Origin of the sequence: Paraburkholderia nodosa (assembly GCF_001718195.1) — a bacterium.
Classification (GTDB): domain Bacteria; phylum Pseudomonadota; class Gammaproteobacteria; order Burkholderiales; family Burkholderiaceae; genus Paraburkholderia; species Paraburkholderia nodosa_A.
Window position 1 is genome coordinate 247,674 of record NZ_MCNV01000005.1, and the last position, 23,457, is coordinate 271,130.

A 23,457-nucleotide genomic window follows, 5' to 3' on the forward strand; every position below is an offset into this window, starting at 1 on the left:
GCGACGATGGCGCTCTTCGAAGTCAGCGACCTGCGCGTGAGTTTCGCCACGCAGGGCACGCATGGCGCGCACGCGCAGGTGGTCAACGGCGTTTCGTTCGCGGCGGAGGCGGGACGCACGCTGGCCGTGGTCGGCGAGTCGGGTTCGGGCAAGAGCGTATCGCTGCTCGCGGCGCTGGGGCTGTTGCCGGCGGGCGCCCAGGTCACGGGCAGCGTGCGCTTCGAAGGCCGCGAGATCCTGAATCTGCCTGGTGCGAAGCTGCGCGCGCTGCGTGGGGCGCGCATCGGCTACGTGTCCCAAGACCCCGGCAGCAACCTGCATCCGCTCAAGCGCGTGGGCGAGCAGATCGCCGAGGCGATTCGCGTTCATCGGCCCATGCGCGGCCGCGCGTTGCGCGAGCGCGCGATCGGGCTGCTGGAGGAAGTCGGCATTCGCGACCCTGAGCGGCGCGTGGACGACTACCCGTGGCAGCTTTCGGGCGGGATGCGCCAGCGCGTGATGATCGCGATGGCGATCGCGCTCGATCCCGCGCTCGTGATCGCCGACGAGCCAACGACCGCGCTCGACGCCACCGTGCAGGCGTCGATCGTGCGTCTCTTGCGGCAGTTGCAGGAGCGGCACGGCACGGCACTCGTCTTCGTGAGCCACGATCTCGCGCTTGTCTCCGAGATTGCTGACCGCATCGTCGTGATGCGGCATGGCGCGGTGGTGGAACACGGCGACGCGCGCGAGGTGTACCGTGCGCCGGCTCATGCGTACACGCGCGAATTGCTCGCCGCTGCGCTGCCGGTTGCAGAGCCGGCGCGTGCGCCTGCCGCAGTGACCGGCGCGGCGGCTTCCGGCACGCCGTTGCTATGCGTGGAAGCGCTCGAGCGCCGCCGCACGAGCCGGGCGGGTTGGCGCTCTCACGTCCGCACCGTGCTTCAGGATGTCTCGTTCGATCTTCAGGATGGCGAAATTCTTGGCCTCGTGGGCGAATCGGGTTCGGGCAAGTCGACCATCGGACGTATCGTGGCTGGCTTCGACCGTCCGGATGGCGGGCGTGTCCAGCTCGCGGGGCACACCTATGCCGAACCGGGCCGAGGCGCACCGCGGCTCGACGCCGCTACGCGCCGGGCGATCCAGATGGTGTTCCAGGATCCGTACGGCTCGCTCAATCCGCGCCAGCGCGTGGCGACGATCCTGGCCGAGCCGTTTGTTAATCAAGGCGAGTTGCCCGCGCCGCGTATCCGCGACGCCGTAGCTGCGCTCGCACAACGCGTTGGGCTTGCCGCCGGCTTGCTGGACCGTTATCCGGCGCAGCTTTCGGGCGGGCAGCGTCAGCGCGTGGCAATCGCGCGGGCAGTGGCCCTCCAGCCGCGCGTGGTGGTCGCCGACGAGCCCGTTTCGGCGCTCGATCTCACGACGCAACGCCATATCGTCGCGCTTTTGCGCTCGTTGCGCGAAACACTGCGCGTGTCGTTCCTGTTCATCTCGCACGATCTGGCCGTAGTGGGCGAACTGTGCGATCGCGTGATCGTGCTGGAAGGCGGCCGCATCGTCGAAACGGGTCCGGCCGCCGAGGTGCTCGCGCGCCCGCAGCATCCGTACACGCAGCGCCTCGTCGCTTCGATTCCTGGCCGCGGCCGGATTCTTTCATCGCATCTCGAGGAGGTCGATCATGTCTAGAAGCTCACCGGCGATCACGCCGGCCGGGCAGGGTGAGCGCCCCGCGAACGGCGCCTGGCGGCTCGTGCGCCGGCTGCTGCGCGAGCGCGCGGTGGTGGTGGGGCTGCTGATCGTGGCGTGCGTGGTGGGCGCGGCGCTGGCCGCGCCGCTCGCGGCTGCGTGGCTGGGCCACGGTCCCACCCAGCAGTTCCGCGACACCGCGCTCTCCGACATGGGCTTGCCGGTCGGACCGAGCCGCGCCTTTCCGTTTGGCGCCGACGACAACGGTCGCGATGTGCTCGTTCGCACGCTCTATGGCGCGCGCCTGTCCTTGCTGATCGCGCTGCCGGCCACGACGCTCGCCATGATGTTCGGCACTGCGATCGGGCTCGCCGCCGGTTTTCTGGGCGGCGCGACGGACCGCATTCTTTCGCAGGCGATCGACGTGGCGCTGTCGTTTCCATTCGTCGTCACGTCGCTGAGCCTGCTGGCGTTCGCGCGCGGCGCCGATGGCGAGAGCGTGGTGGACCCGGCATTCCTCGTCGTCATCGTGATCGCGCTTTTCTCGTGGACCGCGTTCGCGCGACTCGCGCGCGGCCTCACGCTGGCGTTGCGGCAGCAACCGTTCGTCGAGGCGGCCGCGATGTCCGGCGCCGGGCGCCTGCGCGTGGTGTGGCGCGAAATCCTGCCGAATATCGCGCCTGCGGTGATCGTGTACTGGGCCGTGCAGTTGCCGACCAACATCATCGCGGAAGCCACGCTGTCGTTTCTCGGCGTGGGGGTCCAGGCGCCCAGCCCGAGTCTTGGCAACATGATCGCCGACGCGCAGCGCTCGTCCATGTATCAGGTGCAGCCGTGGTTCCTGCTCGGGCCCGGCATCACGTTGTTTCTGATCGTGGTGGGCTTCAACTCGCTGGGCTCGGGACTGCGCGAAGTGCTGGACCCGAATCGCAGTTAGGAGTACGCCGTATGCACAGCCTTTCCCTCCGGGTGCTCAGAACGATCTCGACGCTGCTGATCGTGCTGCTGGCCACCTTCCTCATCACGCGCATCGCCTATCGCGACCCGGCCGTCATGCTCGCGCCGCGCAACGCGAACCAGCAGACGATAGATGCGGTGGCCCATGCGCTGCGCCTCGACGAACCGTGGTACCGCCAACTCGCCTACTACGTCTATCGCGGGCCCCACATTCAGGGCGCGCCGATGGGGCTCGCGCACTGGCCGCCCGCGATGGGCTACTCGTTCCGGCATCAGGCGCCCGTCACCGAACTGATCCTCGCCAAGGTGCCGGTCACGCTCTGCCTCGCGGCTGGCGCGCTGGTGATTTCGGTGCTGTTTTCCGTGGCGCTCGGCGTGATCGCCGCGCGCTTCGCCGGGTCGTGGCTCGATCGTGCACTCGCCGCGTTTGCTTATACCGCGCTATCGGTGCCTACCTTCCTGAGCGGCGTGCTCGCCTCGTATTTCCTGTTCTTCCAGCTTTCGTTGCGCGGCATCCACCTCTTTCCCGGAGGCGGCTACGTATCGCCCAGCGAAAGCATCGGCGAGTGGGCGCGCCATCTCGTGCTGCCCTGGCTGACCTTGTCGATCGCGGAAGTGGGGATTTTCCAGCGCGTCGTGCGCGCGCAGATGCTCAACGTGCTGAGCGCCGACTACGTGCGGACCGCACGCGCCAAGGGCGTGCCGGAGTGGCAGGTGCTGCTGCGCCATGCATGGTCGGCGGCGCTCAATCCGGTGCTTGCGCTAGGCGCGCTGGAGTTCGCCGCGATCATGGGCGGCGCGATCGTCACCGAGCAGATGTTCGGGCTCGATGGCGTGGGCCGGCTGGCGGTGACTTCGGCGCTCGACGGCGACTTTCCGGTGGTGATCGGCACGACGATCTTCGCGGCCTTCGTGTTCGTCGTGTGCACGCTGGCCGTCGATCTGATCGTGCGCTGGCGCGATCCGGCGAGCGCGGCGTGAGCGCTCGGTGGTGATCGGCCGGGCGGTTCGCCCAGGCGGGTCGCCGGGATAGCCGCGAGCCCTCAGTGCACCAGCGTCTGCGGGGCGCCGCGCACCACCTCGCGCAGCATGCGCGCCGGATGGTGGTCGGGCAGGTTCGGACCGCGCCCGTGAATCTTTTCGCGCAGCGTGCCGGGGGCGTACTCGGTTTGCATCAGGCCGCGCTTTTGCAGCACGGGCACCACGTGATCGACAAACTCGGTCCACCAGCCGAGCGTCGTGACCGGCACGACGTTGAAGCCGTCGACGCCCGCGTCGGCGTAGCGCTGCACTTCGTCGGCAATCTGTTCCGGCGTGCCGGCGAAGCGTGCCGACACGGTCTCCTTCAGGAGGTCGCCGAACGTAACCGTGCGGTCCGGCGCGGCTTCGATGAAGGCCCGCACGTTGCCGCGCACGTGGTTGGTCAGCAGCAGTTCGGAGAGCGGCCGGTTCGGATCGATGTCGGATAGATCGACGCCGAGGCTGCCGCTATAGAACGCCTGGAGCGCTTCGACGCTCAGCCATTCCTTCAGCTCGCGGCGGCGCGCCTGCGCTTCCTGTTCCGTCGAGCCGATAACGGGTGCGAGCGACACGATGATCTTCAGCTCGTCCCCGTCGCGGCCGAACGCGCGCGCCCGCGCACGCAGATCGGCCACATGCTTCGCGGCGCTTTCCGGCGTGCGCGCCGCAATGAAGGTCGCTTCGGCGTGGCGCGCCGCGAAGGTGCGTCCCGCTTCCGAGCCGCCCGCCTGGAACAGCAGCGGCGTGCGCTGCGGCGAGGGCTCGGCGAGGTGCGGCCCCTCCACGCTATAACGTGCGCCGCGATGCAGGATCTTGCGCACCTTCGAAGGCTCCGCGAATACGCCGCGCTCGAAGTCGGCGACGCGCGCGTCGTCGTCCCAGCTCGCTTCCCACAGCTTGTAGACGACCTCGACGTATTCCTCGGCCCAGCGGTAGCGCTCGTCGTGCTCCTCGAGCTTGTCGTGGCCGAAATTGCGCGCGGCGTTGTCGAGATACGAGGTGACGATATTCCACGCGACGCGCCCGTCGGACAGATGATCGAGCGTCGACATACGGCGTGCGAAGTCGAACGGATAGTCCTGGATCACCGAACTCGTTACCGCGAAGCCCACATGCTCGGTGGCCGCCGCGAGCGCGGAGACGAGACTCGCGGGGTCGAGGCTCGGGAACTGCATCGCCGTGCGGATCGCGGTGTCGCCGTTGCCGCGAAAGCGGTCGTAGACGCCCACCACGTCGGCGAGAAAAACCGTATCGAAGCGGCCTCGCTCGACCGTCTTCGCGAGTTCGATCCACGGTTGCAGACGCTTGTATTCGAGCTGGCCGCGTCCTTCCGGGTGCCGCCAGTAGCCGTGGCTATGATGGTTGGGCGTGACGTGGGTGAAGGCGTTGAAGATCAGTCGGCGGCGGGTCATGAAAGCAGTTCCGTGAGCGGGGCGCGGCCTGCGGGTGCGGCCGCTCGCACGGGCAGCACCGCGTCGAGCAGGCGTAGCGTCGACGGGTGCCTTGCGTTGGCGCGCAAGTTGGCCGCGTCGAGCGTTTCGATGATGCGTCCGCGCTCCATCACGGCTACGCGGTCGCACAGGAATTCGATCACGGGCAGGCTGTGACCGATGAAGAGATAAGTGAGGCCGAGCGATTCGCGCAGCTCCAGCAGCAGGTTCAGAACCTGCGCCTGGATCGAGACGTCGAGCGCGGACGTCGGCTCGTCGAGCACGATGAATTCCGGCTTGACGACCAGCGCGCGCGCAATGCCGATGCGCTGCCGCTGGCCGCCCGAGAACGCGTGCGGATAACGGCTCAGATGCCGCGCTTCGAGGCCCACGCGTTCGAGGGCTTCCTGGGCGAGTTCGCGGGCGTGCGCGCGGTCGTGCGCCACGCTGAGCCGCAGCGCGGGATCGGTCAGTTGGTCCAGCAAGGTGCGGCGCGCATTGAGCGACGACGCGCTGTCCTGGAACACGAACTGGAAGCGCCGGCGAAATGCCTTGAGCGCGGCGCCGTCCAGCTTCGCGAGGTCCGCGCCGTCGAAACGCACGGTGCCTTCGCTTGCGGGCAGCAGTTGCGCGATCACGCGCGCAAGCGTCGACTTGCCCGAGCCGGACGCGCCGATCAGGCCGAAGATCTCGCCGCGCCTTACCTCGAAGCCGGCATCGCTCACGGCGTCGAAGCGGCGCGTGCGCGAGGGCAGCCATGATCTCGCGGTGACGAACGTGCGGCACACGCCGCGCGCTTCGAGCAGCACGGGCGCAGCGTCCGGCTTCGGTGCCGGCGCAGCGCGCCTCGCGCCGGCAACACCGAGCCGCCGCGAAGGCGACGGATCGCGCGCGCGCAGGCCGATCTCGGGCACGGCGTCGATCAGGCTGCGTGTGTAGGCATGCTTCGGGGCCGCGAGCACGTCCGCGGTGCGGCCCTGTTCGACGATCTGGCCCGCGCGCATCACCGCGACGCGCTGGCTCAGTTCGGCGACCACGCCAAAGTCATGCGTGATGATCAGGATCGCTACGCCGTGTTCCCGGTTCAGGCGCTTGAGCAGGCCGAGTATCTCTTTCTGCAGGACCGCGTCGAGCGCGGTGGTCGGCTCGTCGGCGATCAACAGGCGCGGGTGGTTGAGCGTGGCGAGCGCGATCATCACGCGCTGGCGCATGCCGCCGCTCAACTGGTGTGGCCAGGCGCGCAGCGTGCGCGCCGGGTCGTCGATGCCGACGTCCGCGAGCGCTTCTGTTGCGCGCGCAAGCGCCTGCGCGCGGGAGAGCGGGTGGCGCAAGCGCGCCGTGACGGCGAGTTGATCGCCGATGCGTAGCGTGGGATCGAGCGCGCTCAGCGGGTTCTGGAAGATCGTGGCGACGCCCGTGCCGCGCAAGCGTTCGAGTTGCGCTTCGGGGAGGCCGACGAGCGGCTGGCCATCGAAGGCGATGCGGCCGCGCACGCGCGTCACACCGCGCGGCAGCAGTCCGTTGATCGCCGCGGCTGTGACGCTTTTGCCGGAACCGGATTCGCCGACCAGCGCGACGATCTCGCCCGCGTCGAGCGAGAGGCTTACGCCGCGCACGGCCGGTTCGGCGCCGCGCGGGCCGGTGAAATCCACTTCGAGTTGTTCGATGTCGAGCAGAGGCATGATGTGCGAAGAGGAGGGCGGGTCGTCAGCCTTGCGGGTCGAGCGCGTCGCGCAGGCCGTCGCCGAGCCAGTTGAAGGCGACCGACACGGCAACGATCGCGAGGGCGGGCAGCGTGGCAACGTGCGCGCCGCCGGTCAGCATCACTTTCGCGCCTTCGCTCACCATGCGCCCCCAGTCGGGCATGGGCGGCTGCACGCCGAGTCCGAGATAGCTGAGCCCCGCGAGAAACACGATCATCCCGCCGCACAGGGTCGTGCCGTAGACGACGAGCGGCGTCAGCACGTTCGGCAGAATGTCGCGCGTGACGATGTCGAATGTCGAAGCGCCCAGCGCGCGCGCCGCTTCGACATACTCGCGCTCGCGCTCGGCGCGCACGTTCGCGAATACGACGCGGGTCAGATAAGGCAGGGCGCTGAACAGTACGGTCACGGCCGCCGTGAACGGACCCGCGCCGAACACGGTGGCGAGGTTGATGGCGAGCAGGATCATCGGGAACGCGAACAGCAGGTCCGTCACGCGCATCACGACGATCGCGGCGAGGCCGCGCGAGTAGCCGGCGTAGAGCCCGAGCGCGAGGCTCGCCACGCAGGCCGCGAACACCGACGCGACGACGATCGCGAGCGACGTGCGGCCGCCCCACAGCAGGCGGCTCGTCATGTCGCGGCCCTGTACGTCGAGCCCCAGCCAGTGGCCGGGCGTGCCGACGCCGGCGAGGCGCGCGGCGGGTTCGGCGTAGTTCGGGTCGTAGGGCGCGAGCCAGGGCGCGGCCAGCGAGGCGAGCACCGCCAGCGCGATGATGACAATGCCCGCCAGGGCCAGCCGGTTGGCGGCGAGGCGCGCCAACGCATCGCGCCAGCGCGGCGGCTCGGCGAGCGCGTCGTGCGGGGCGGCGCCGTAGGTGTCGTCGATTGGCGCGGCGGAGAGATCGGCTTGCGGCATGGGGAGGATCCTTGAAACGCGTTGCACCCAGGCTCAGGCCATCAGGCCCGCAGGCGGGGATTCAACAGGTCGAGCGCGATATCGGTGGCGAGGTTGCAGGCGACGAAGCACGCCGCAACGAGCATGACGCCCGCCTGTTCGAGCGGATAGTCGCGTCCGGCCGCGGCCACATAGAGCTGCGAGCCGAGGCCTGGCCAGGCGAACACGTTCTCGACGAGAATCACGCCCGAAAGCAGATAGCCGATTTGCAGACCCGTCATGTTGACGACGGGCGCAAGCAGGTTGCGGCCCACGTGGCGGCGCAGCAGCGTGCCGCGCGGAAAGCCCAGCGAGCGGAAGGTGCGAACGTAGTCCGCCCGCTCGATCTCGATGACGCTGGAGCGGACGAGGCGCGCGAGGATCAGCATCGAGATGACGGCCGCCGAGAATGCGGGCAGCACCAGGTGGCGCAGCGTATCGAGCGCGCCGCCGTCGCCGCGCAGATCGGCGATGCCCGACGAAGGCAGCCAGTGCAGCTTGAGCGAGAACAGCCAGACGAGCGCGAGGCCGAGCCAGAAGATCGGCACGTTATGGCCGAGCTGGATCACGAACATGGAAACGGCGTCGGCGCGGGTGCCGCGCCTCAAGCCCGCGAACACGCCGATCGCCACGCCGAACACCACGCACAGCACGACGGCGGCGGCCGTGAGCAGCGCCGTGTTGTAGAACGCCGGCGCGAGGAGGCTCGCCACGGGCACCTTGAAGATGATCGAATCGCCCCATCGCCCCGAGAGGAAATGGCCCAGCCACACGAAGTACTGCTCGGCGAGCGGGCGATCCAGCCCGTAGGCGTGGCGTAGCGCATCAATGGCCGCCTGCGGCACCTGGCCCGAGAGCGCGTTCGAGATGGGGTCCCCGGGCGCCAGGTGCGCCGACACGAACACGAGCACCGAGATCGCGAGGAAGAGCGGAATGGCCAGCAGCAGGCGCAGGAGGATCGTGCGGATCATGTCGACAGTGAAACGCGGGCAAGGTCGTACCAGTTCTGCGCGGGCACGTTGAATCCTTTCACCTTCGGGCTCGTCGCGAAGTAGCGCGTGAAGGACACGAGCGGGACCGTCGCCGCCTGCTGCTGGAGCAGACCGTTCGCGTGCTGCCACGCGACGATCGCCTTCGCCTCGTCCACTTCCTGCGAGGCGGCTTCGACGGCCGCTTTCAGTTCAGGTCCGACCAGATCACCGCCGCCGCGCCCGACGACGTACCCCTGGTACACGATGCGCACCCATAGCGGCGTGACGAAGCCCCACTCCATGGTGATCAGCGCGATTTCCGGCGCGAGCTTCGGCAGGTTCGACGTGTACGTGAGCCATTCCTGCGAGAGGATGTCGACGTGAATGCCGACCTTGGCAAGGTCGCGCTGAATCCATTCGATGCTGGGCTGATTCGCCTCGTCGGTGGCGATGGTGAAGCGGATATCGCCGTCCTTGAAGCCCGCATCGGCGAGCAGCTTTCTCGCGGCCTCGGGGTTGTAGGCGTAGTCGCGCTGGTTCGCGTCGAACGCCGTGTTGCCCGGATTGAGGATGCTGTAGGCGGCACGCGCGTGCCCCTTGAAGAGCGTGTTCGCGAGCCCCTCACGATCGATCGCCTGGATGATCGCCTGACGCACGGGCAACTGCTGCGCAAAGCGGTTGCGGAAGTTCCAGCCCAGATAGAGCAAGCCCGCCTGCGCGCTTTCGGGCACGGCGTAGCCGCTTTGCGTCAGCGTCTCCACGGCGTCGGCCGGGGTGCGCGTGAGAATGTCGATTTCGCCGGCCTGTAATGCCGCGAGCCGCGTTGCATCGTCCGTGATCGGCCGGAACACGATACGCGCGAGCGGCGCGCGTGCCCCCCAGTACTGGTCGTTGCGCGCCAGCTCCGTTTTCTCGCCGTGCACGCGCTTTACGAGCCGGAACGGTCCCGTGCCCGTCGCATGTTCGGCGAGGCCGTCCTGACCGTACTGCTTTAGCGCCTGCGGGCTGAAGATGCCCGACACGTAGTTGCCTTGCGGCAGCATGCGCAGGAAGTCGCGAAACGGATGCTTGAACGTGTAGCGCACCGTGTGGTCGTCCAGCACCTCGAACGACTTGAGGTCGCCGTACACCGCCTTCATGAACGCGTTCGCCTTGACGTCGTAGTACTCGAAGCCCGGGTCGCTGAAGCGGCGCACGTTGAACTCCACCGCGTGAGCGTCGAAATCGGTGCCATCGTGGAATTTGACGTTGGGGCGCAGGTGGAACGTGAAAGTCGTTGCGTCGTCACTGACCTCCCAGCTTTGCGCGAGCGCCGGAATCAGTGGAGGCGGACCCGCCGAGGCAGGCTTCGACAGATCCTCGGCGACCAGCGATTCGTAGATGTGCCGGTCGATCCGGTACGTCTCCCACGAATACTGGTGGTTGGGATCGTAGACAGTCGGTTCCTGGTAGGAGCCGACCACGAGCGTGCCGCCGTCCGCGCCCGCCGTGGCGGGCTTGCCGGACGAGGACGTGGTACGCCAGATACCGTAAGTGACGGCGCCGACGCCAACGGCGGCACCGGCGGCGAGGACCGCACGGCGGCGCGGGTTGCTGGGCGAATCGGGAGGAAGGTTGGACATCGGATGAAGAAATCGCTCGGTTGTCGAAGGCACGTGCGGCGCTGGCGGATCGCGCGGCAAACGGTCCAAAAACAAAAAGGCTAGATTTGCTGAAGGCACGACACAACCAATGTTTCGTGCGATCAATATGAGCGGTTTCTGCGAATACTTAATGCAAGGGTGCCAACGAGGCATGCATCAAACGATGCGTTCGATCATTTGTTCAGGTTACCTATGTATTGATTGGGCGAACGCGGGCGAGGGCGCCGCGGCTATCGACGCCCTCGCGCTCACTGAGCCTCATGCCGTATCGACCGGCAAGCTCGCGCGTTGCGCCGAACGGGCTAGCGGTCGCAGCGCGTCTCGGGGTCATCGTACTTCTCGTGCCAATACTGGCGCTTCCAACAGAAAACTTTCGACCAATCAATGACTTGAAATATGCTTTGGTCGCGGCAAACGTGATGGCCCGCAAAGCCTCGTCTCAGGTGGATCGACGTCCTCCTAGCGCCATTTTCTGAACCAAAAGGACGTTTTCCCCGCTGTGGGTGACCCGCGGTTTCGCCGCGACCGTGTTGTTGTCGATGCACTCGGCGCGGCTCAGCACGATCCGCGCGCGAGATGCCAACGCTTGCGCCGTGTTGCGGCGTATCGTCAGAGCCATGAGCTGCTCGCGTCCCGCTTCGCTCAGCACGAGTTCCGCCTTGGGTATGCCGCTCATTGCAGCCTCTTCATGTTGTGGCATTCGCTACACGGTGCTACAGGCAGCAAATTGTTCAACGAACTTGTAACTCACGACACTAGATCCCCAAGAACTGCGCCATTGCCCGCACGGCATGCGATGTCGAATTCAGAAGCTCGGACGCCCGCATCAGATCGTCGCGCATCGCCTCGTTGCCGTTGGCGAAAAAGCGGCTCGGGCCGGTGAGGACGATCGCACCCAGCGCGCGGCCCGACGGTGCCGCGAGTCTCGTGCCGATCGCACTGATGCCGGTGACGTTCTCGTTCTCGTTGATGGCCCATCCCCGCTGCCGAACCAGATCCAGTTCGGCGAATAGCGCCTCCCGATCCCGAATGCTGGCCGCAGTGCGCGCCGGATAGGGCGCCGCCCCAAGCAGCGCATCGCGCTGTGCGGACGTGCGGTCACTCAGCAGGATCTTTCCCGATACCGACACATGCAGCGGCGCGGAGACGGTCGTGTCGAAGTAGGGCGCCACGCTGTAGTTGCCCGCGACGCACTCCACGGTGACCCGTCGGTCGCCAAAAAACGCGATGAGCAGCACCGATGGCCCGTGCCGCTCCTGGAGCTCGCGCATGAGCGGACTCGTGTCGCGCCGCAGGCGGTTCAGCGGATGTTCGAGCGGCAGCGGGCACGCAGCCTTTGGCGTGGGGCAGTAAAGCGCGCCTTCCCGATAGACGTAGCCGGCCGCATCCAGCGACTGCAGCAGGCGATGGCAGGTGCTGGCCGGGAGTCCCACGCTGTCCCCTATCTCCTGAAGGCTCATTGGCCGTGCCGCTTCATTGAGCCTCGCAAGTACCGTGAGCCCGCGCGCCAGCGCGCCCGATTCTGGTTCGCGCCGCTCGGCAGCGAGTGCACCCGGGCTCAATTTGCTGGTGTCGATGGTCGTCATCGCAGGCTGACCTCGACGGAAAGACTGGCACATCGCGTGGCACCGGATGCGGCGGCGAATCTGGGTGACCTGAATTGCATATATGAATTGCTTCGTTGAGCGGCCAGGGGGCAACCCCTAGAATAAAACGGAATCGTAATTCCGAAATATTGCACAAATTGACCTATTTATGGAATAGGCCGATTTGATAAGAGCTCAACTTCATGTCCACACGCAGAGAATTCCTGATCGGAGCCAGTGCGGTGATCGGTGGCAGCCTGTTTGGCGACTTCGCCTCAGGAGCTGTCGCTGCAACGCCGTCGGGCACGACGCTGGTAGCCAATACCTTGCCCGAGCCGGCCGGTCTTGCCGCGGGTTCGACGCCGGCCAATCCGACCAATGTCGTGTCGAGCAACCTGTTCGACGGGCTCATCACCTACGACGAGCAGTTCCGGCCCGTGCCGCAACTCGCGACCTCGTGGACTGAATCGGCGGATCGCCGCACGATCACTTTCAGGCTGCGCGACGACGTCAAATGGCACGACGGTACACCGTTCACGTCGGCGGACGTGCAGTACTCGATCATGGAAGTCTCGAAGAAAGTCCACCCGATCGCGAGGCCAACTTTTGCGCAGATCATTGCGGTGGACACGCCCGATCCTCACACAGCCGTGTTCCGGCTCGCGCAACCTTCGCCGGTGATCTGGTCGTATCTCGATACCTCGTCCGCGTTCATTTTCCCGAAGCATCTGTACGCCGGTACCGATCCGCTGACCAATCCATACAACGCGAAGCCGGTCGGCACGGGTGCGTTCGTCTTCAAGGAATGGAATCGCGGCAACTACATCCGTCTCGCGAAAAACCCGGACTACTGGGACAAGGGCAAACCGCGCGTCGACGAACTGATCTTCCGCATAATTCCCGATGCGAGTGCACGCAGCATCGCCCTGCAGAATGGCAGCGTGCAGTACGCGCCGCTCACGCCGGTATCGCTCGTGGAAGCGCGCCGGCTTGAGCAGAATCCGTCGCTCGTCGTCGATACGAAGGGCTGGCGCTCGAACGCGCCGATGTTTTTCATGGACTTCAACCTGCGGCAGAAGCGCTTTCAGGACGTGCGAGTGCGCCAGGCGATCGCCCATGCAATCAACCTGAAGCTGCTGACGAAAACCGTCTTCTACGACTTCGCCACGCCCGCGACTGGCCCTGTACCCAGTTACCAGGCGCGCTTCTATACCGCTGACACACCGCAATACCCGTACGACCCGCAAAAAGCTGAAGCGCTGCTGGACGCCGCCGGCTTTCCAAGAGGCGCGGACGGTGTGCGGATGCGCTTTAACCATCTGAACCATACCTACGGCGAAGACTTTCAGCGCGCGGGACAGTTCATCCAGCAGCAACTCAAGCGCATCGGCGTCGAAGTCACCCTGGTCAACTACGATCTGCCGACCTATCTGCGCAAGATCTACACCGACCACGACTTCGACACGATGAACGTGTTCTATGCGGCGTTCGCCGATCCGCAGATCGGCGTGATTCGCCGCTTCTGGTCGAAGAACATCATCAGCGGCGCGGCATGGAGCAATGGCTCCGGGTACGCATCCGAGGAGATGGACAAAACGATCGAATCGATTCAGACCGAGCAGGATGCCGAAAGGCGGACCCAGGCGATCCATCAGTTGCAAGTGATCGCACAGCGCGACCTGCCGTCGATCTCGCTCGCCGAACTCAAGTTCTTCCGCATCTATTCGCGCAACCTGCAAAACGTCAACACCACGCCGATCGGCGTGTATGCGTCGCTCGACGACGTGAACGTCGGCGCAGCCACCCATGGCTGACCTGTCCGCCTGCGCCGCGAAGCGCGAGACCGGCAAGCCGCGCCGCGCGCTGCCGTATCCGCTGCGGCGGCTCGTTCAGGCGATACCGCTCGTCATACTCATAGCCGTGCTGAACTTCTTCTGCCTGCGGCTCGCGCCGGGCGATCTCGCCGACGTGATGGCGGGCGAGGCAGGCGCGGCGACGCCCGAATACCTGGCCGCGCTGCGCCACCAGTTCGGCACGGACCAGCCGCTCGCGATGCAGTTTTTCGCGTACCTGAACCGGATTGCTCACCTCGATCTGGGGTGGTCGTTCCGCTACAACGAATCGGTGCTCCGGTTGATTCTCGACCGTCTGCCTGCCACGGCGCTGCTGATGGTCGGCGCACTCGTGATCGCGCTACTGTTCGGCTGTGCGGCCGGCACTGTGGCGGCCGTGTCGCGGCGCCGCTGGATCGACATTGCGGTTTCCGTGCTCGCCACGCTCGGTTTCGCCACACCGCTGTTCTGGCTCGGGCTCATGCTGATGGTGCTGTTCTCCGCGCGTCTGCACTGGTTGCCGGCGGGCGGCATCGCCACGCCGGGTGTGACCGCGACCGGCTGGCCGCATATCCGCGATCTCGCCGCGCATATGGTGCTGCCGGTGTTTTGCCTCGCCGCGTACTACGTCGCCATCTATGCCCGGTTGATGCGCGCATCGGTGCTCGAAGTGAGCCACCTGGACTTCGTGCGCACCGCGCGGGCGAAGGGCGCCTCGCGAATCGCGACCATCGTTTCGCACGTGATCCCAAACGCACTGCTGCCGATTGTCACGATGACCGCGCTGCAATTCGGCGCGCTCTTCAGCGGGTCGGTCGCGATCGAAACCGTGTTCAGCTGGCCGGGTCTCGGACAACTGGCGCTCGACGCGGTCGCTTCGCGCGATCTGAATCTGCTGCTGGGCATTCTCTTCATCAGTTCTGTCCTGGTGCTGCTCGTCAATCTGAGTGTCGATCTTGCCTACGGATGGTTCGACCCGCGCATCGAGGTAGAGCGATGAGCGATGTTCCGATGACCCATCAGCGAACGAGCCAGCGGCTCTGGCAGCACGTCACGCATTCGCCCAGCTTGACGATCGGTGCGTTGCTGCTGCTCGCGGTCTGCGTCCTTGCGGCCGGCGCGTCGTACTTCACGCACAACGATCCGCTCGACATGGTGGGCACGCCGTTCACCTGGCCCGGCGCCGACCCGGCGTTTCCGCTCGGTACCGACATGATGGGACGCGACATGTTCAGCGGCATCGCCTACGGAGCGCGCGTGTCGCTCGAAATCGGCGTCGCGGCCGGGCTGCTTGCCGCCGCAGCCGGGCTCGTGATCGGCGCGGTGGCGGGCTTCTACGGCGGCCTCGTGGACGATCTGCTCATGCGTGTCACCGAACTGTTCCAGACCATGCCGGCGCTCCTCTTCACCATCGTTATGGTGGTCGTGCTGCACCCGAGCGTCACGACCATCGTGATTGGTGTGGCGCTCACCAACTGGCCGCAGGTCGCGCGCCTCGTGCGGGCGGAAGCGCTTCGGGTGGGCCGCGCGGAATACGTCCAGGCCGCGATCGTGATCGGCATGAGCCGGCCGCGCATCGTGGTCACGCATGTGCTGCCGAACGTCGCGACCACGGCCATCGTGATGATCTCGATCCTCGCGGGCAACGCGATCCTGACCGAAGCCGTGCTGTCGTTCCTCGGGCTCGGCGATCCTAACGTGATTACGTGGGGCAGCATGATCGGATCGGGCCGTGAGGCGCTGCAGACCGCGTGGTACATGACCGCGCTCCCCGGCTTTGCCGTGCTGGTGACGGTGCTGAGCCTGAACCTGATCGGCAATGGACTGAACGATCTCGCCAATCCGCATCGCAGAAGGGCGCGATGAGCGGCGCGCCCTTGCTAGACGTCGACGGTCTGAGCATCGCATTCGATGCCGCAAGCGGCGGCGCGCCTGCGGTCGACGAACTGTCGTTGACGATCCGTCCGGGCGAAACGCTCGCGCTGGTCGGCGAATCGGGTTGCGGCAAATCGACGACCGCACTCGCCCTGATGGGCCTGCTCGACACCCGCCGTACGCGGGTCAGCGCCAACCGCCTGAGCTTCGACGGCACCGATCTTTCGCGCCTGCCGGAAGCGTCGTGGCGCCGGCTGCGTGGCGGCAGCATCGGCATGATCTTCCAGGACCCGCTGGCGGCGCTGAATCCGGTGCGCACGGTTGGCCGTCAGATCGGCGAAGCGCTGAGTCTGCATCGTGGCCTGACCGGTCGCGCGGCGCGCAGCGAAACGCTCGAACTGCTGCGACAGGTCGGCATACCGGAACCCGCACGCCGCATCGATGATTATCCGCACCGGCTTTCGGGCGGTATGCGCCAGCGCGTCCTGATCGCGATGGCGCTCGCGGGACAGCCGCGCCTTCTGATCGCCGACGAGCCCACCACCGCGCTCGATGTCACGATTCAGGCGCAGATTCTCGCGCTCCTCGGCAGCTTGCAGCAGCAGACGGGCATGGCGCTGCTGCTGATTACCCATGATCTTGGCATCGTCGGACAACTCGCGCATCGCGTCGCGGTGATGTACGCCGGCCGCAAGATCGAAGAGCGGCCGGTGCACGAACTCTTCGACGATCCGCGCCACCCGTACACGCAGCGTCTGCTCGCTGCGAGACCACGCCGTAGCGCGGCGCGGGAACGGCTGACCGAGATTCCGGGCGCGGTGCCGGCGCCTGGCGCCGTGGCAGGCGGTTGTGCCTTCGCGCCGCGCTGCGAATTCGCACATGCCGTCTGCCGTGACGCCGTGCCTGCCTGGCGGCCGCTCGGCGAAGGCGGCATGCGCTGTGTGCGGGATACACGCGCTGTTGGCGACCACGTGAACGACAGGAGGAGCCATGCTGCTTGAGGTCGACGGCCTGAGCGTGCGCTATCACACGCGGCGCGGCGCGCTGACCGCGATCGACGCGTTGTCGCTCGGCGTGGAGCGCGGCGAAACCCTGGGACTCGTCGGCGAGTCCGGCTGCGGCAAGAGTTCGCTCGGCAAGGCCATCGTGCGACTGATCGAGCCGGCGTCGGGCACCGTGCGTCTGGACGGCGAGGACCTTGGCGGCTTGACCCAGGCGCAATGGCTGCCGTGGCGCAGGCGCATGCAGATGGTGTTCCAGGACCCATTGAGCGCGCTCGACCCGCGCAAGACCGTGCGCCGCGCGTTGACGCTGCCGCTCGACGTGCATCGCATCGGCACGCGGGCGCAACGGCGCGAGCGGGTCGACGCGCTGCTGCATCGTGTAGGACTCGCACCCGCCCTGGCGGAGCGTATGCCGCACGAACTGTCGGGCGGGCAGCGGCAGCGCGTGAACATCGCGCGCGCGCTCAGTCTCGATCCCGACGTGCTGATCTGCGACGAACCGGTCTCCGCACTCGATGTATCGCTGCAGGCACAGGTGCTGAATCTGCTCGCCGATCTGCAGCGCGAGCGCGGGACTGCCTGCCTCTTCATCAGTCACGACCTCGCGGCCGTGGGCTATCTAGCCGACCGCATCGCGGTCATGTATCTCGGCCAGATCGTCGAAATGCTGCCGCGTGAACGACTGTGGCGCGACGCGGCGCATCCCTATACGCAACTGCTGATCGAATCGATTCCGACGCGTGGCGCGCCGTTGCCGGCGCCTTCGTCCGCCGAGCTGCCGAATCCTTATGCGCCGCCCGTCGGCTGCCGGTTCCAGCAGCGTTGTCCGCATGTCCAGCCGGTCTGTCGCGAAGTGCCGCCAGAGCGGGTCGAGGTCGGCCGCGCGCATGTCGTGGCCTGCCACCTGTATCGCGACGGCGCGCCAGTCGCGCTGCCCGTTCATCGCGCGCCGCTTGCCGTCACGACGGACGCTCAGCGCCAACCCGAAGCGAAGAAGGAGTACCTGATTTGATCACGCGTCGCCAGTTCTTTCAGATTGCCGCGACTGCTGCGGCCAGCCAGATCGTGCCTGGCGTGTCGCTGGCCGCGCAGGGGGCGGCGCCGGGTACGGCGGCCGGTTCGCAGGCGGACGTGCTGCAGGCGGTGATCGTCCCAGAACCCGCGGGCTGGGTGGCGGGGCTCAATATCTCGAATCCTGCCGTGATCGTGTCCGTGAATCTGTTCGACGGTCTCATCACCTACGACGATGCGTTCCGGCCGCTGCCGCAACTCGCACAGTCGTGGGAAGAGTCAGCGGATCACCGCACCATCACGTTCCACCTTCGCAAGGACGTCAAATGGCACGACGGCCATCCGTTCACCTCGGCGGATGTGCAGTATTCGCTGATGGAGGTGACGAAGCGCGTTCACCCGCGCGGCGGCGCGACCTTCGCGACCCTCGTCGCCGTCGATACCCCCGACGACCATACCGCCGTGTTCCGCTTCTCGTCGCCGGTTCCGGCGGTGTGGTCGGCACTGGGCGGCTACGAGACGCAGATTCTGCCGAAGCATCTGTATGCGGGCAGCCAGCCGCTCACGAATCCGCTCAACGCGCACCCGGTGGGCAACGGACCGTATGTGTTCAAGGAGTGGGCGCGCGGCAACTACGTGGTGCTCGAGCGCAATCCGGACTACTGGGACAAGGCTAACCAGCCGCACTTCGCGCGCATCGTGTTCCGCATCATCCCGGACGAAGGCACGCGGCTGACCGCGCTGCAATCGGGCGATCTGCGCTATGCGCCGACCGATGCCGTTTCGCTGCCCGACCTCGCGAGGCTGCGCAGCGACCCGCGCTTCGTCGTATCGAGTCACGTATTCGACGGTATTGCCCCGATCTCGTTTCTCGATTTCAACCTTCGACGCAAGCCGTTCCAGGATCTGCGCGTGCGCCAGGCGTTCGCGCACGCGATCAACCGCGACGCCCTAGCGAAAGTGGTCTGGTATGGCCTCGCCAAGCCGGCCGAAGGGCCGATTCCGAGCTATCAGACGCGCTTCTTCAAGCCCGGCCTGCCGCAGTATGCATACAACCCGGCACAGGCGGAGGCGCTGCTCGATGCGGCCGGATTCCGGCGCGGCGAGGGCGGTGTGCGACTGCGCGTGAACAATCTGCCGCTGCCGTTCGGCAACCAGTACGTGCTGACGGCGCAGTTCATCCAGCAGCAGTTGCGGCATATCGGCGTCGAACTCGAACTCGTGCCCACCGATGTCCCGACGTTCAACCGCCGCGTCTACGCCGACTACGACTTCGACACCACGATCAACTGGTACGCGGCCTTCGCCGACCCGCAGCTCGGCGTGACGCGCCGCTACTGGTCCAAAGCGATCAAGCCGGGGTCCACGTCGAGCAACGCGACCGGCTATTCCACGCCGGAAATGGACCGCGCGATCGAAGGCCTCGTGAGCGTCAGCGATCCGGTGGCGCGCAAGCCCTTCATCGATCGGCTTCAGCAGATCGCACAGGAGCAGGTGCCCTCGGTCAACCTGCTCGAACTGCACTTCTACGCGATTCATGCGGCAAGCCTCGACGGTTTCAGCAACACGCCGATGGGCGCGTATACCTCGCTCGCGCCGGTGCGCAACGCCTGATCGTCATTCCGCTCATCTTCTCACGGTGCCTTATGCCGACGCTGTCACCCGCCGAATTTCCCGATAGCCCGCTGTCACGGGCACTCTCGCAGCCGCTGATGCTCGGGCTGTTTCTGCCGATCCAGAGCGGCGGCTGGTCGATGTCGACGCTGCCGCGCACGACCGACTGGACCTTCGACTACAACGCCCGCTTGACGCGCAAGGCCGAAGACCTCGGCTTCGATCTCGTGTTCGGACTTGCGCAATGGCTCGGCAAGGACGGGCATGGCGGCGTGACGCGCTACCGGCGCGAATCGCTCGACTCGTTCATCACGATTGCCTCGCTCGCGGCCATCACGAGCCGCATCCTGCTCATGTCGACCCTGCACATTCTCTACGGCAACTGGCATCCGCTGCATCTGGCGAAGTTCGGCGCCACGCTCGACCACATTTCCGGCGGCCGCTGGGGACTCAACATGGTGACCGGGCATTCGGTCGACGAAGCGGAGATGTTCGGCCGCGAGGGCCATTTCGAACACGATCTGCGCTACGAGATGGCGAGCGAATTCATCGACGTGATGCAGCAGCTCTGGTCGCTCGATGACAACCTCAGCTACGACGGCAGGTGGTATCGCACCCGCAATGCGTTCGTCTCGCCGAAGCCGCGCTTCGGGCGCCCGGTGCTCGTGAACGCGACGAGTTCGCCCGCGGGCATCGATTACGCGGCGAAGCATTCCGACCTGATCTTCATCACGAGTTCCGCGGGCGCGCAGATCGATGCGGCGCTCGGCGTGCTGCCCGCGCACACCGCTCAGGTGCGCGCGGCGGCTGCGGCGGCGGGGCGCACGGTGCGCACGCTGATCAACCCGACCATCGTGTGCCGGCCGACCGAAAAAGAGGCGCTGGCGCACTACGACGCGATCCTCTCGCACGCCGATTACGGCGCGGTGGACGGTTTCACTGGCCGCCGCAGCGACGCGAAAGCCTGGAAGGGGCATCAGCGCGAACAGCGCGTGCTTGGCGGCAACATTCAGATCGTCGGTTCGCCGGAGCGCGTGGTCGACGATCTGCTGCGGCTGAAAGCCGCCGGGATCGACGGCGTGCAGCTTACCTTCTTCGACTTCGAACACGATCTCGCTTACTTCGGTGAGGCGGTGCTGCCGCTCATGGAACAGGCGGGCCTCAGGGTGCGTGTGCCGGCTGGCGCGTGAGCGCGGCTACGCAGACGCACGAATGCATTGGAATGGACCTACAGGGAACAGCACGAATGGGAACGATCGATTCGACACTGGCCGATAACCTGACGGCGGGCGCGGCGGAGCCCGGTTCGGCGGCGCTGCGCGAACTCGTCGCCGCGCTCGCGGCGGGCGCACAGGCGCGCGACCGCGGCGAAGCCGATACCTTCGACGCGATCGCACTGGTGCGCGCCGCGCGGCTCGGCGTGTTCCGGGTGCCAAAGGCCGAAGGCGGCGCGGGCGCCACATTGCCCCAGCTCTACGAACTGGTGCTCGATCTCGCGGAAGCGGATTCCAATATCCCGCACATTCTGCGCAATCACTTCGCCTTCGTCGAAAAGGCGCTGCGGGCTCGGCATTTGCCGCAATACCAGCGGTGGCTCAAGTTCGTGCAGGATAACGAACTGTTCGGGCTCGGTGCGAGCGAACTGGGCACGCAGAATATCGGCGATGGCGACGGCAACACGCGGCTTCACCCGGACGGCAGCGCGTTCCGCCTGAGCGGGACCAAGTACTACAGCACCGGCAATCTGTACTTCGATCACATCATCGTCAATGCGAAGACGCTGGACGGGCGGTTCGTCGGCGCGCGGGTGTCGGTGCGCCAGCCGGGCGTTGACGTGCGGGACGACTGGGACGGTATCGGGCAGCGCCAGACCGCGAGCGGCACAACCGTGTTCGAGGACGCGCACGTCGCGGCGGAAGACGTGTTGATTCTCGCGGACGACGTGAAGCTCGCGCATCAGGCAACGTTCGCGCAGCTCTATCTGACGACGATCGTCGCCGGCATCCTGCGCCGGATCTCGAAAGACGCAGTGCGCCTCGTCCAGCAGCGCGAACGCAACTACTACCACGCGGTCGCGCCGCGTCCCGCCGATGATCCGCTGCTGCAGGAAACGGTGGGCGAACTGCAGAGCGCGGCGTTCGTCGCCGAAGCCGCGGTGCTCAACGCGGCGACCGTGCTCGGCGAGGCGTTCGAGAGCGCAATTGCCGGCCAGCCCGACGACGCGCGTTTCGTGGAAGCGGCGCTGCGCAGTGCAAAAGCGAAGGTGGTGGTGGATCAGCTCGCGCTTGAGGCCGCCACGCGCCTCTTCGACGTGGGCGGCGCGTCCGCCGCGAAGCAGGCCGCACAGCTCGACCGCCACTGGCGCAACATCCGCACGATCGCATCGCACAACCCGGGACTCTACAAGGCGCGCGCGCTGGGCAATCACGCGATTAACGGGGTGCCGCTGCCGACGGCCGCGTTCTTCTGAACAGACGGATTGATTCGCCATCCTTATTTAGCAACCTATCATTGCGCCCGACCATGACTCAAACGACTTCTCCGCTGATCTCGCCGTCCGCGCTGCGCGATGCGCTCGCCGCACGACGCGAACTCGCCATTCTCGATGTGCGCGAAGAGGGGGTGTCCGCGCGCCGCCGCCTGTTCTATTCGTCGATCGCGCCGGTCGGCAGGCTCGGCCTCCTCGTCGGGCAACTCGTGCCGCGCCGCGATACGCCCATCGTGCTCGTCGACGAAGCGGGCGAGTATTCGGCGCGCGCCGCGGCACAGCTCGCGCGCTTCGGCTACACGGACGTCGCTATCCTCGAAGGGGGCGTGAGCGGCTGGGAAGCGGCTGGCTTCGAAGTGTTCAGCGGCACCAACGTGCCTGGCAAGGCATTCGGCGAAGCGATCGAGCACCGGCTCGCTACGCCCAACATCGATGCCGCAACGCTGCGGCACCTGCTCGACGCGGGCGAGGATCTGGTGGTGCTCGACAGCCGTCCGTTTCCCGAATACCAGAACATGAACATTCCGGGCGGCGTTGAATGCGCGGGAGCGGAACTCGTGTACCGCGCGCTGGCGGCGGCGCCTTCGCCCGACACGCTGATCGTGGTGAACTGCGCCGGCCGCACGCGCAGCATTCTGGGCGCGCAGTCGCTCGTCAATGCCGGCATCCCTAATCCGGTCGCCGCGCTCACCGGCGGTTCGATGTCCTGGCTGCTGGAAGGACTGGAACTCGAGCGCGGCCAGATCCGCACCGCTCCGCGTCCCGACGACGCCACGCTGGCCGACGCGCAACGTTTCGCGCAGCGCGCCGCAAAGCGGGCGGGTGTGGTGGAGATCGACCGTACGACGCTCGCGGGCTTCGAGCGCGAAGCCGCGACGCATGCACTCTACCGCTTCGACGTGCGCAGTCCGCTGGAGTACGAAGCGGGTCACCGCGCCGGCTGGCGGTCTGCGCCTGGCGGCCAGCTCGTGCAGGCCACCGACGAATACGTAGGCACCCTGCATTCGCGCGTCGTGCTCGCCGACGACGACGGCGTGCGGGCGCGCATGACGGCGTCATGGCTCGTGCAACTCGGCTATCTGCAGGTGTTCGTCCTGACTGGCGACGATGCCTCGGCGGACTTCGAAAGCGGGCCGGAAACGCGGGTCGTCTTCCGCGCGCCGGGCCGTACGCAATGGATCGAGGCGGACCGTCTAGCGGCGGCGCTGGAAGCGCGCACTGCACAGGTTGTGGACGTGGATAGCAGCCTCGCGTTTCGTCGCGCCCATATCACCGGTGCGCGCTTCGTGGCGGCGAGCGCGCTCGAAGCGGCGCTTACGCAGATCGACGATCCGTCGCGCCAGCTCGTCCTCACGTCGAGCGACGGCGTGCTCGCGGGGCTGCTCGCCACCGAACTGCGCGGCCGTCGTGACGGCGTTGCGGCGCTGCTGGGCGGTACGCAGCGCTGGCTCGCGCTTGGCCTGCCGCATGCCGGCGGCGACGAAAGCAACCTGACTGGCGACGACGATGCCTGGTACAGCCCGTATCACTACGCGCCAGGCGAGACCGCGCAGCAGATGCGGGCGTACCTCGCATGGGAGCTGCAACTCGTTGGGCAGCTTGAACGCGACCGCATTGCGTCGTTCGACGTGATCGACTTCGGCACGCCAACCCAGGCGCGCAGCGAAGCGCGGCTCGCGACGCTGCGCCGCGCTCACTGAGCAGCCCGCCCGACTGCA

Annotated in this window: 19 protein-coding genes; 12 read left to right on the forward strand and 7 right to left on the reverse strand. The window is 66.7% G+C overall.

Going from position 1 to position 23,457, the window contains the following annotated elements; genetic code table 11:
- The first annotated feature begins 6 nt into the window (after window positions 1-6).
- Genes BFD71_RS12260 through BFD71_RS12270 form a run of 3 tightly spaced genes read left to right on the forward strand, consistent with a single transcriptional unit; the run spans window position 7 to window position 3,606 of the window.
- Entirely contained in the window at window positions 7-1,668 is a 1,662-nt protein-coding gene (locus BFD71_RS12260; RefSeq protein ID WP_069263988.1) for a dipeptide ABC transporter ATP-binding protein, read from the forward strand.
- Complete coding sequence (locus BFD71_RS12265; RefSeq protein WP_069263990.1) at window positions 1,661-2,605, forward strand: ABC transporter permease; 945 nt, start codon at window positions 1,661-1,663, stop codon at window positions 2,603-2,605. The genes BFD71_RS12260 and BFD71_RS12265 overlap by 8 nt, the downstream gene beginning before the upstream one ends.
- 11 nt (window positions 2,606-2,616) lie before the next feature.
- A complete protein-coding gene (locus tag BFD71_RS12270) occupies window positions 2,617-3,606 on the forward strand; it encodes an ABC transporter permease (RefSeq protein ID WP_069263992.1) in 990 nt (329 codons plus the stop codon).
- A 62-nt stretch (window positions 3,607-3,668) separates the two neighbouring features.
- Here BFD71_RS12270 and BFD71_RS12275 read toward each other — a convergent pair whose 3' ends face one another.
- The 7 genes from BFD71_RS12275 to BFD71_RS12305 form a co-directional block, all read right to left on the reverse strand.
- Complete coding sequence (locus BFD71_RS12275; RefSeq protein ID WP_069263994.1) at window positions 3,669-5,057, reverse strand: LLM class flavin-dependent oxidoreductase; 1,389 nt, start codon at window positions 5,055-5,057, stop codon at window positions 3,669-3,671.
- The gene (locus BFD71_RS12280; RefSeq protein ID WP_069263995.1) at window positions 5,054-6,757 is read right to left on the reverse strand and encodes a dipeptide ABC transporter ATP-binding protein; all 1,704 of its coding nucleotides are present in this window, start codon (window positions 6,755-6,757) and stop codon (window positions 5,054-5,056) included. Before BFD71_RS12280 ends, BFD71_RS12275 begins: the two co-directional genes overlap by 4 nt.
- Window positions 6,758-6,782: 25 nt before the next feature.
- Window positions 6,783-7,697, reverse strand: a complete 915-nt coding sequence (locus BFD71_RS12285; RefSeq protein WP_083245213.1) for an ABC transporter permease — start codon at window positions 7,695-7,697, stop codon at window positions 6,783-6,785.
- A 41-nt stretch (window positions 7,698-7,738) separates the two neighbouring features.
- Window positions 7,739-8,686: an ABC transporter permease gene (locus tag BFD71_RS12290; RefSeq protein ID WP_069263997.1), complete on the reverse strand. Its 948-nt coding sequence runs from the start codon at window positions 8,684-8,686 to the stop codon at window positions 7,739-7,741.
- Window positions 8,683-10,308 (reverse strand): ABC transporter substrate-binding protein, encoded by a 1,626-nt coding sequence (locus tag BFD71_RS12295; protein WP_069264001.1) that lies wholly within the window; start codon window positions 10,306-10,308, stop codon window positions 8,683-8,685. The genes BFD71_RS12290 and BFD71_RS12295 overlap by 4 nt, the downstream gene beginning before the upstream one ends.
- A 460-nt stretch (window positions 10,309-10,768) precedes the next feature.
- Window positions 10,769-11,005, reverse strand: a complete 237-nt coding sequence (locus BFD71_RS12300) for a hypothetical protein (protein WP_069264003.1) — start codon at window positions 11,003-11,005, stop codon at window positions 10,769-10,771.
- A 79-nt stretch (window positions 11,006-11,084) separates the two neighbouring features.
- Window positions 11,085-11,915 (reverse strand): IclR family transcriptional regulator, encoded by an 831-nt coding sequence (locus tag BFD71_RS12305; RefSeq protein ID WP_069264005.1) that lies wholly within the window; start codon window positions 11,913-11,915, stop codon window positions 11,085-11,087.
- 203 nt (window positions 11,916-12,118) lie between these two features.
- On the opposite strand from BFD71_RS12305, the gene BFD71_RS12310 reads away from it, so the two are divergent.
- From BFD71_RS12310 to BFD71_RS12350, 9 genes are read left to right on the forward strand one after another with little or no spacing between them, the layout of a single operon-like run.
- Window positions 12,119-13,729 carry an ABC transporter substrate-binding protein gene (locus BFD71_RS12310; protein ID WP_069264007.1) on the forward strand — a complete coding sequence of 537 codons (1,611 nt, stop codon included), beginning with the start codon at window positions 12,119-12,121 and terminating at the stop codon, window positions 13,727-13,729.
- Window positions 13,722-14,747, forward strand: coding sequence for an ABC transporter permease (locus tag BFD71_RS12315; protein WP_083245214.1), 1,026 nt, complete (start codon window positions 13,722-13,724; stop codon window positions 14,745-14,747). The genes BFD71_RS12310 and BFD71_RS12315 overlap by 8 nt, the downstream gene beginning before the upstream one ends.
- Before the next feature lie 11 nt (window positions 14,748-14,758).
- Window positions 14,759-15,613 carry an ABC transporter permease gene (locus tag BFD71_RS12320; RefSeq protein WP_370684271.1) on the forward strand — a complete coding sequence of 285 codons (855 nt, stop codon included), beginning with the start codon at window positions 14,759-14,761 and terminating at the stop codon, window positions 15,611-15,613.
- Window positions 15,610-16,623, forward strand: a complete 1,014-nt coding sequence (locus BFD71_RS12325; RefSeq protein WP_069264011.1) for an ABC transporter ATP-binding protein — start codon at window positions 15,610-15,612, stop codon at window positions 16,621-16,623. Before BFD71_RS12320 ends, BFD71_RS12325 begins: the two co-directional genes overlap by 4 nt.
- Window positions 16,613-17,638 (forward strand): ABC transporter ATP-binding protein, encoded by a 1,026-nt coding sequence (locus BFD71_RS12330; protein WP_069264013.1) that lies wholly within the window; start codon window positions 16,613-16,615, stop codon window positions 17,636-17,638. The genes BFD71_RS12325 and BFD71_RS12330 overlap by 11 nt, the downstream gene beginning before the upstream one ends.
- The gene (locus BFD71_RS12335) at window positions 17,635-19,251 is read left to right on the forward strand and encodes an ABC transporter substrate-binding protein (RefSeq protein WP_069264015.1); all 1,617 of its coding nucleotides are present in this window, start codon (window positions 17,635-17,637) and stop codon (window positions 19,249-19,251) included. Before BFD71_RS12330 ends, BFD71_RS12335 begins: the two co-directional genes overlap by 4 nt.
- A 32-nt stretch (window positions 19,252-19,283) precedes the next feature.
- Complete coding sequence (locus BFD71_RS12340; protein WP_069264017.1) at window positions 19,284-20,441, forward strand: LLM class flavin-dependent oxidoreductase; 1,158 nt, start codon at window positions 19,284-19,286, stop codon at window positions 20,439-20,441.
- Window positions 20,442-20,497: 56 nt separating this feature from the next.
- Window positions 20,498-21,721, forward strand: coding sequence for an acyl-CoA dehydrogenase (locus BFD71_RS12345; RefSeq protein ID WP_069264021.1), 1,224 nt, complete (start codon window positions 20,498-20,500; stop codon window positions 21,719-21,721).
- A 53-nt stretch (window positions 21,722-21,774) separates the two neighbouring features.
- Window positions 21,775-23,439, forward strand: coding sequence for a rhodanese-like domain-containing protein (locus tag BFD71_RS12350; protein WP_069264024.1), 1,665 nt, complete (start codon window positions 21,775-21,777; stop codon window positions 23,437-23,439).
- Window positions 23,440-23,457 lie beyond the last annotated feature (18 nt).

Excerpts from the sequence above, each read along its gene's own strand:
- BFD71_RS12260 (WP_069263988.1), top strand. The coding sequence starts at position 7 with ATGGCGCTCTTCGAAGTCAGCGACCTGCGCGTGAGTTTCGCCACGCAG.
- BFD71_RS12265 (WP_069263990.1), top strand. The coding sequence starts at position 1,661 with ATGTCTAGAAGCTCACCGGCGATCACGCCGGCCGGGCAGGGTGAGCGC.
- BFD71_RS12270 (WP_069263992.1), top strand. The coding sequence starts at position 2,617 with ATGCACAGCCTTTCCCTCCGGGTGCTCAGAACGATCTCGACGCTGCTG.
- BFD71_RS12275 (WP_069263994.1), bottom strand. The coding sequence starts at position 5,057 with ATGACCCGCCGCCGACTGATCTTCAACGCCTTCACCCACGTCACGCCC.
- BFD71_RS12280 (WP_069263995.1), bottom strand. The coding sequence starts at position 6,757 with ATGCCTCTGCTCGACATCGAACAACTCGAAGTGGATTTCACCGGCCCG.
- BFD71_RS12285 (WP_083245213.1), bottom strand. The coding sequence starts at position 7,697 with ATGCCGCAAGCCGATCTCTCCGCCGCGCCAATCGACGACACCTACGGC.
- BFD71_RS12290 (WP_069263997.1), bottom strand. The coding sequence starts at position 8,686 with ATGATCCGCACGATCCTCCTGCGCCTGCTGCTGGCCATTCCGCTCTTC.
- BFD71_RS12295 (WP_069264001.1), bottom strand. The coding sequence starts at position 10,308 with ATGTCCAACCTTCCTCCCGATTCGCCCAGCAACCCGCGCCGCCGTGCG.
- BFD71_RS12300 (WP_069264003.1), bottom strand. The coding sequence starts at position 11,005 with ATGAGCGGCATACCCAAGGCGGAACTCGTGCTGAGCGAAGCGGGACGC.
- BFD71_RS12305 (WP_069264005.1), bottom strand. The coding sequence starts at position 11,915 with ATGACGACCATCGACACCAGCAAATTGAGCCCGGGTGCACTCGCTGCC.
- BFD71_RS12310 (WP_069264007.1), top strand. The coding sequence starts at position 12,119 with ATGTCCACACGCAGAGAATTCCTGATCGGAGCCAGTGCGGTGATCGGT.
- BFD71_RS12315 (WP_083245214.1), top strand. The coding sequence starts at position 13,722 with ATGGCTGACCTGTCCGCCTGCGCCGCGAAGCGCGAGACCGGCAAGCCG.
- BFD71_RS12320 (WP_370684271.1), top strand. The coding sequence starts at position 14,759 with ATGACCCATCAGCGAACGAGCCAGCGGCTCTGGCAGCACGTCACGCAT.
- BFD71_RS12325 (WP_069264011.1), top strand. The coding sequence starts at position 15,610 with ATGAGCGGCGCGCCCTTGCTAGACGTCGACGGTCTGAGCATCGCATTC.
- BFD71_RS12330 (WP_069264013.1), top strand. The coding sequence starts at position 16,613 with ATGCTGCTTGAGGTCGACGGCCTGAGCGTGCGCTATCACACGCGGCGC.
- BFD71_RS12340 (WP_069264017.1), top strand. The coding sequence starts at position 19,284 with ATGCCGACGCTGTCACCCGCCGAATTTCCCGATAGCCCGCTGTCACGG.
- BFD71_RS12345 (WP_069264021.1), top strand. The coding sequence starts at position 20,498 with ATGGGAACGATCGATTCGACACTGGCCGATAACCTGACGGCGGGCGCG.
- BFD71_RS12350 (WP_069264024.1), top strand. The coding sequence starts at position 21,775 with ATGACTCAAACGACTTCTCCGCTGATCTCGCCGTCCGCGCTGCGCGAT.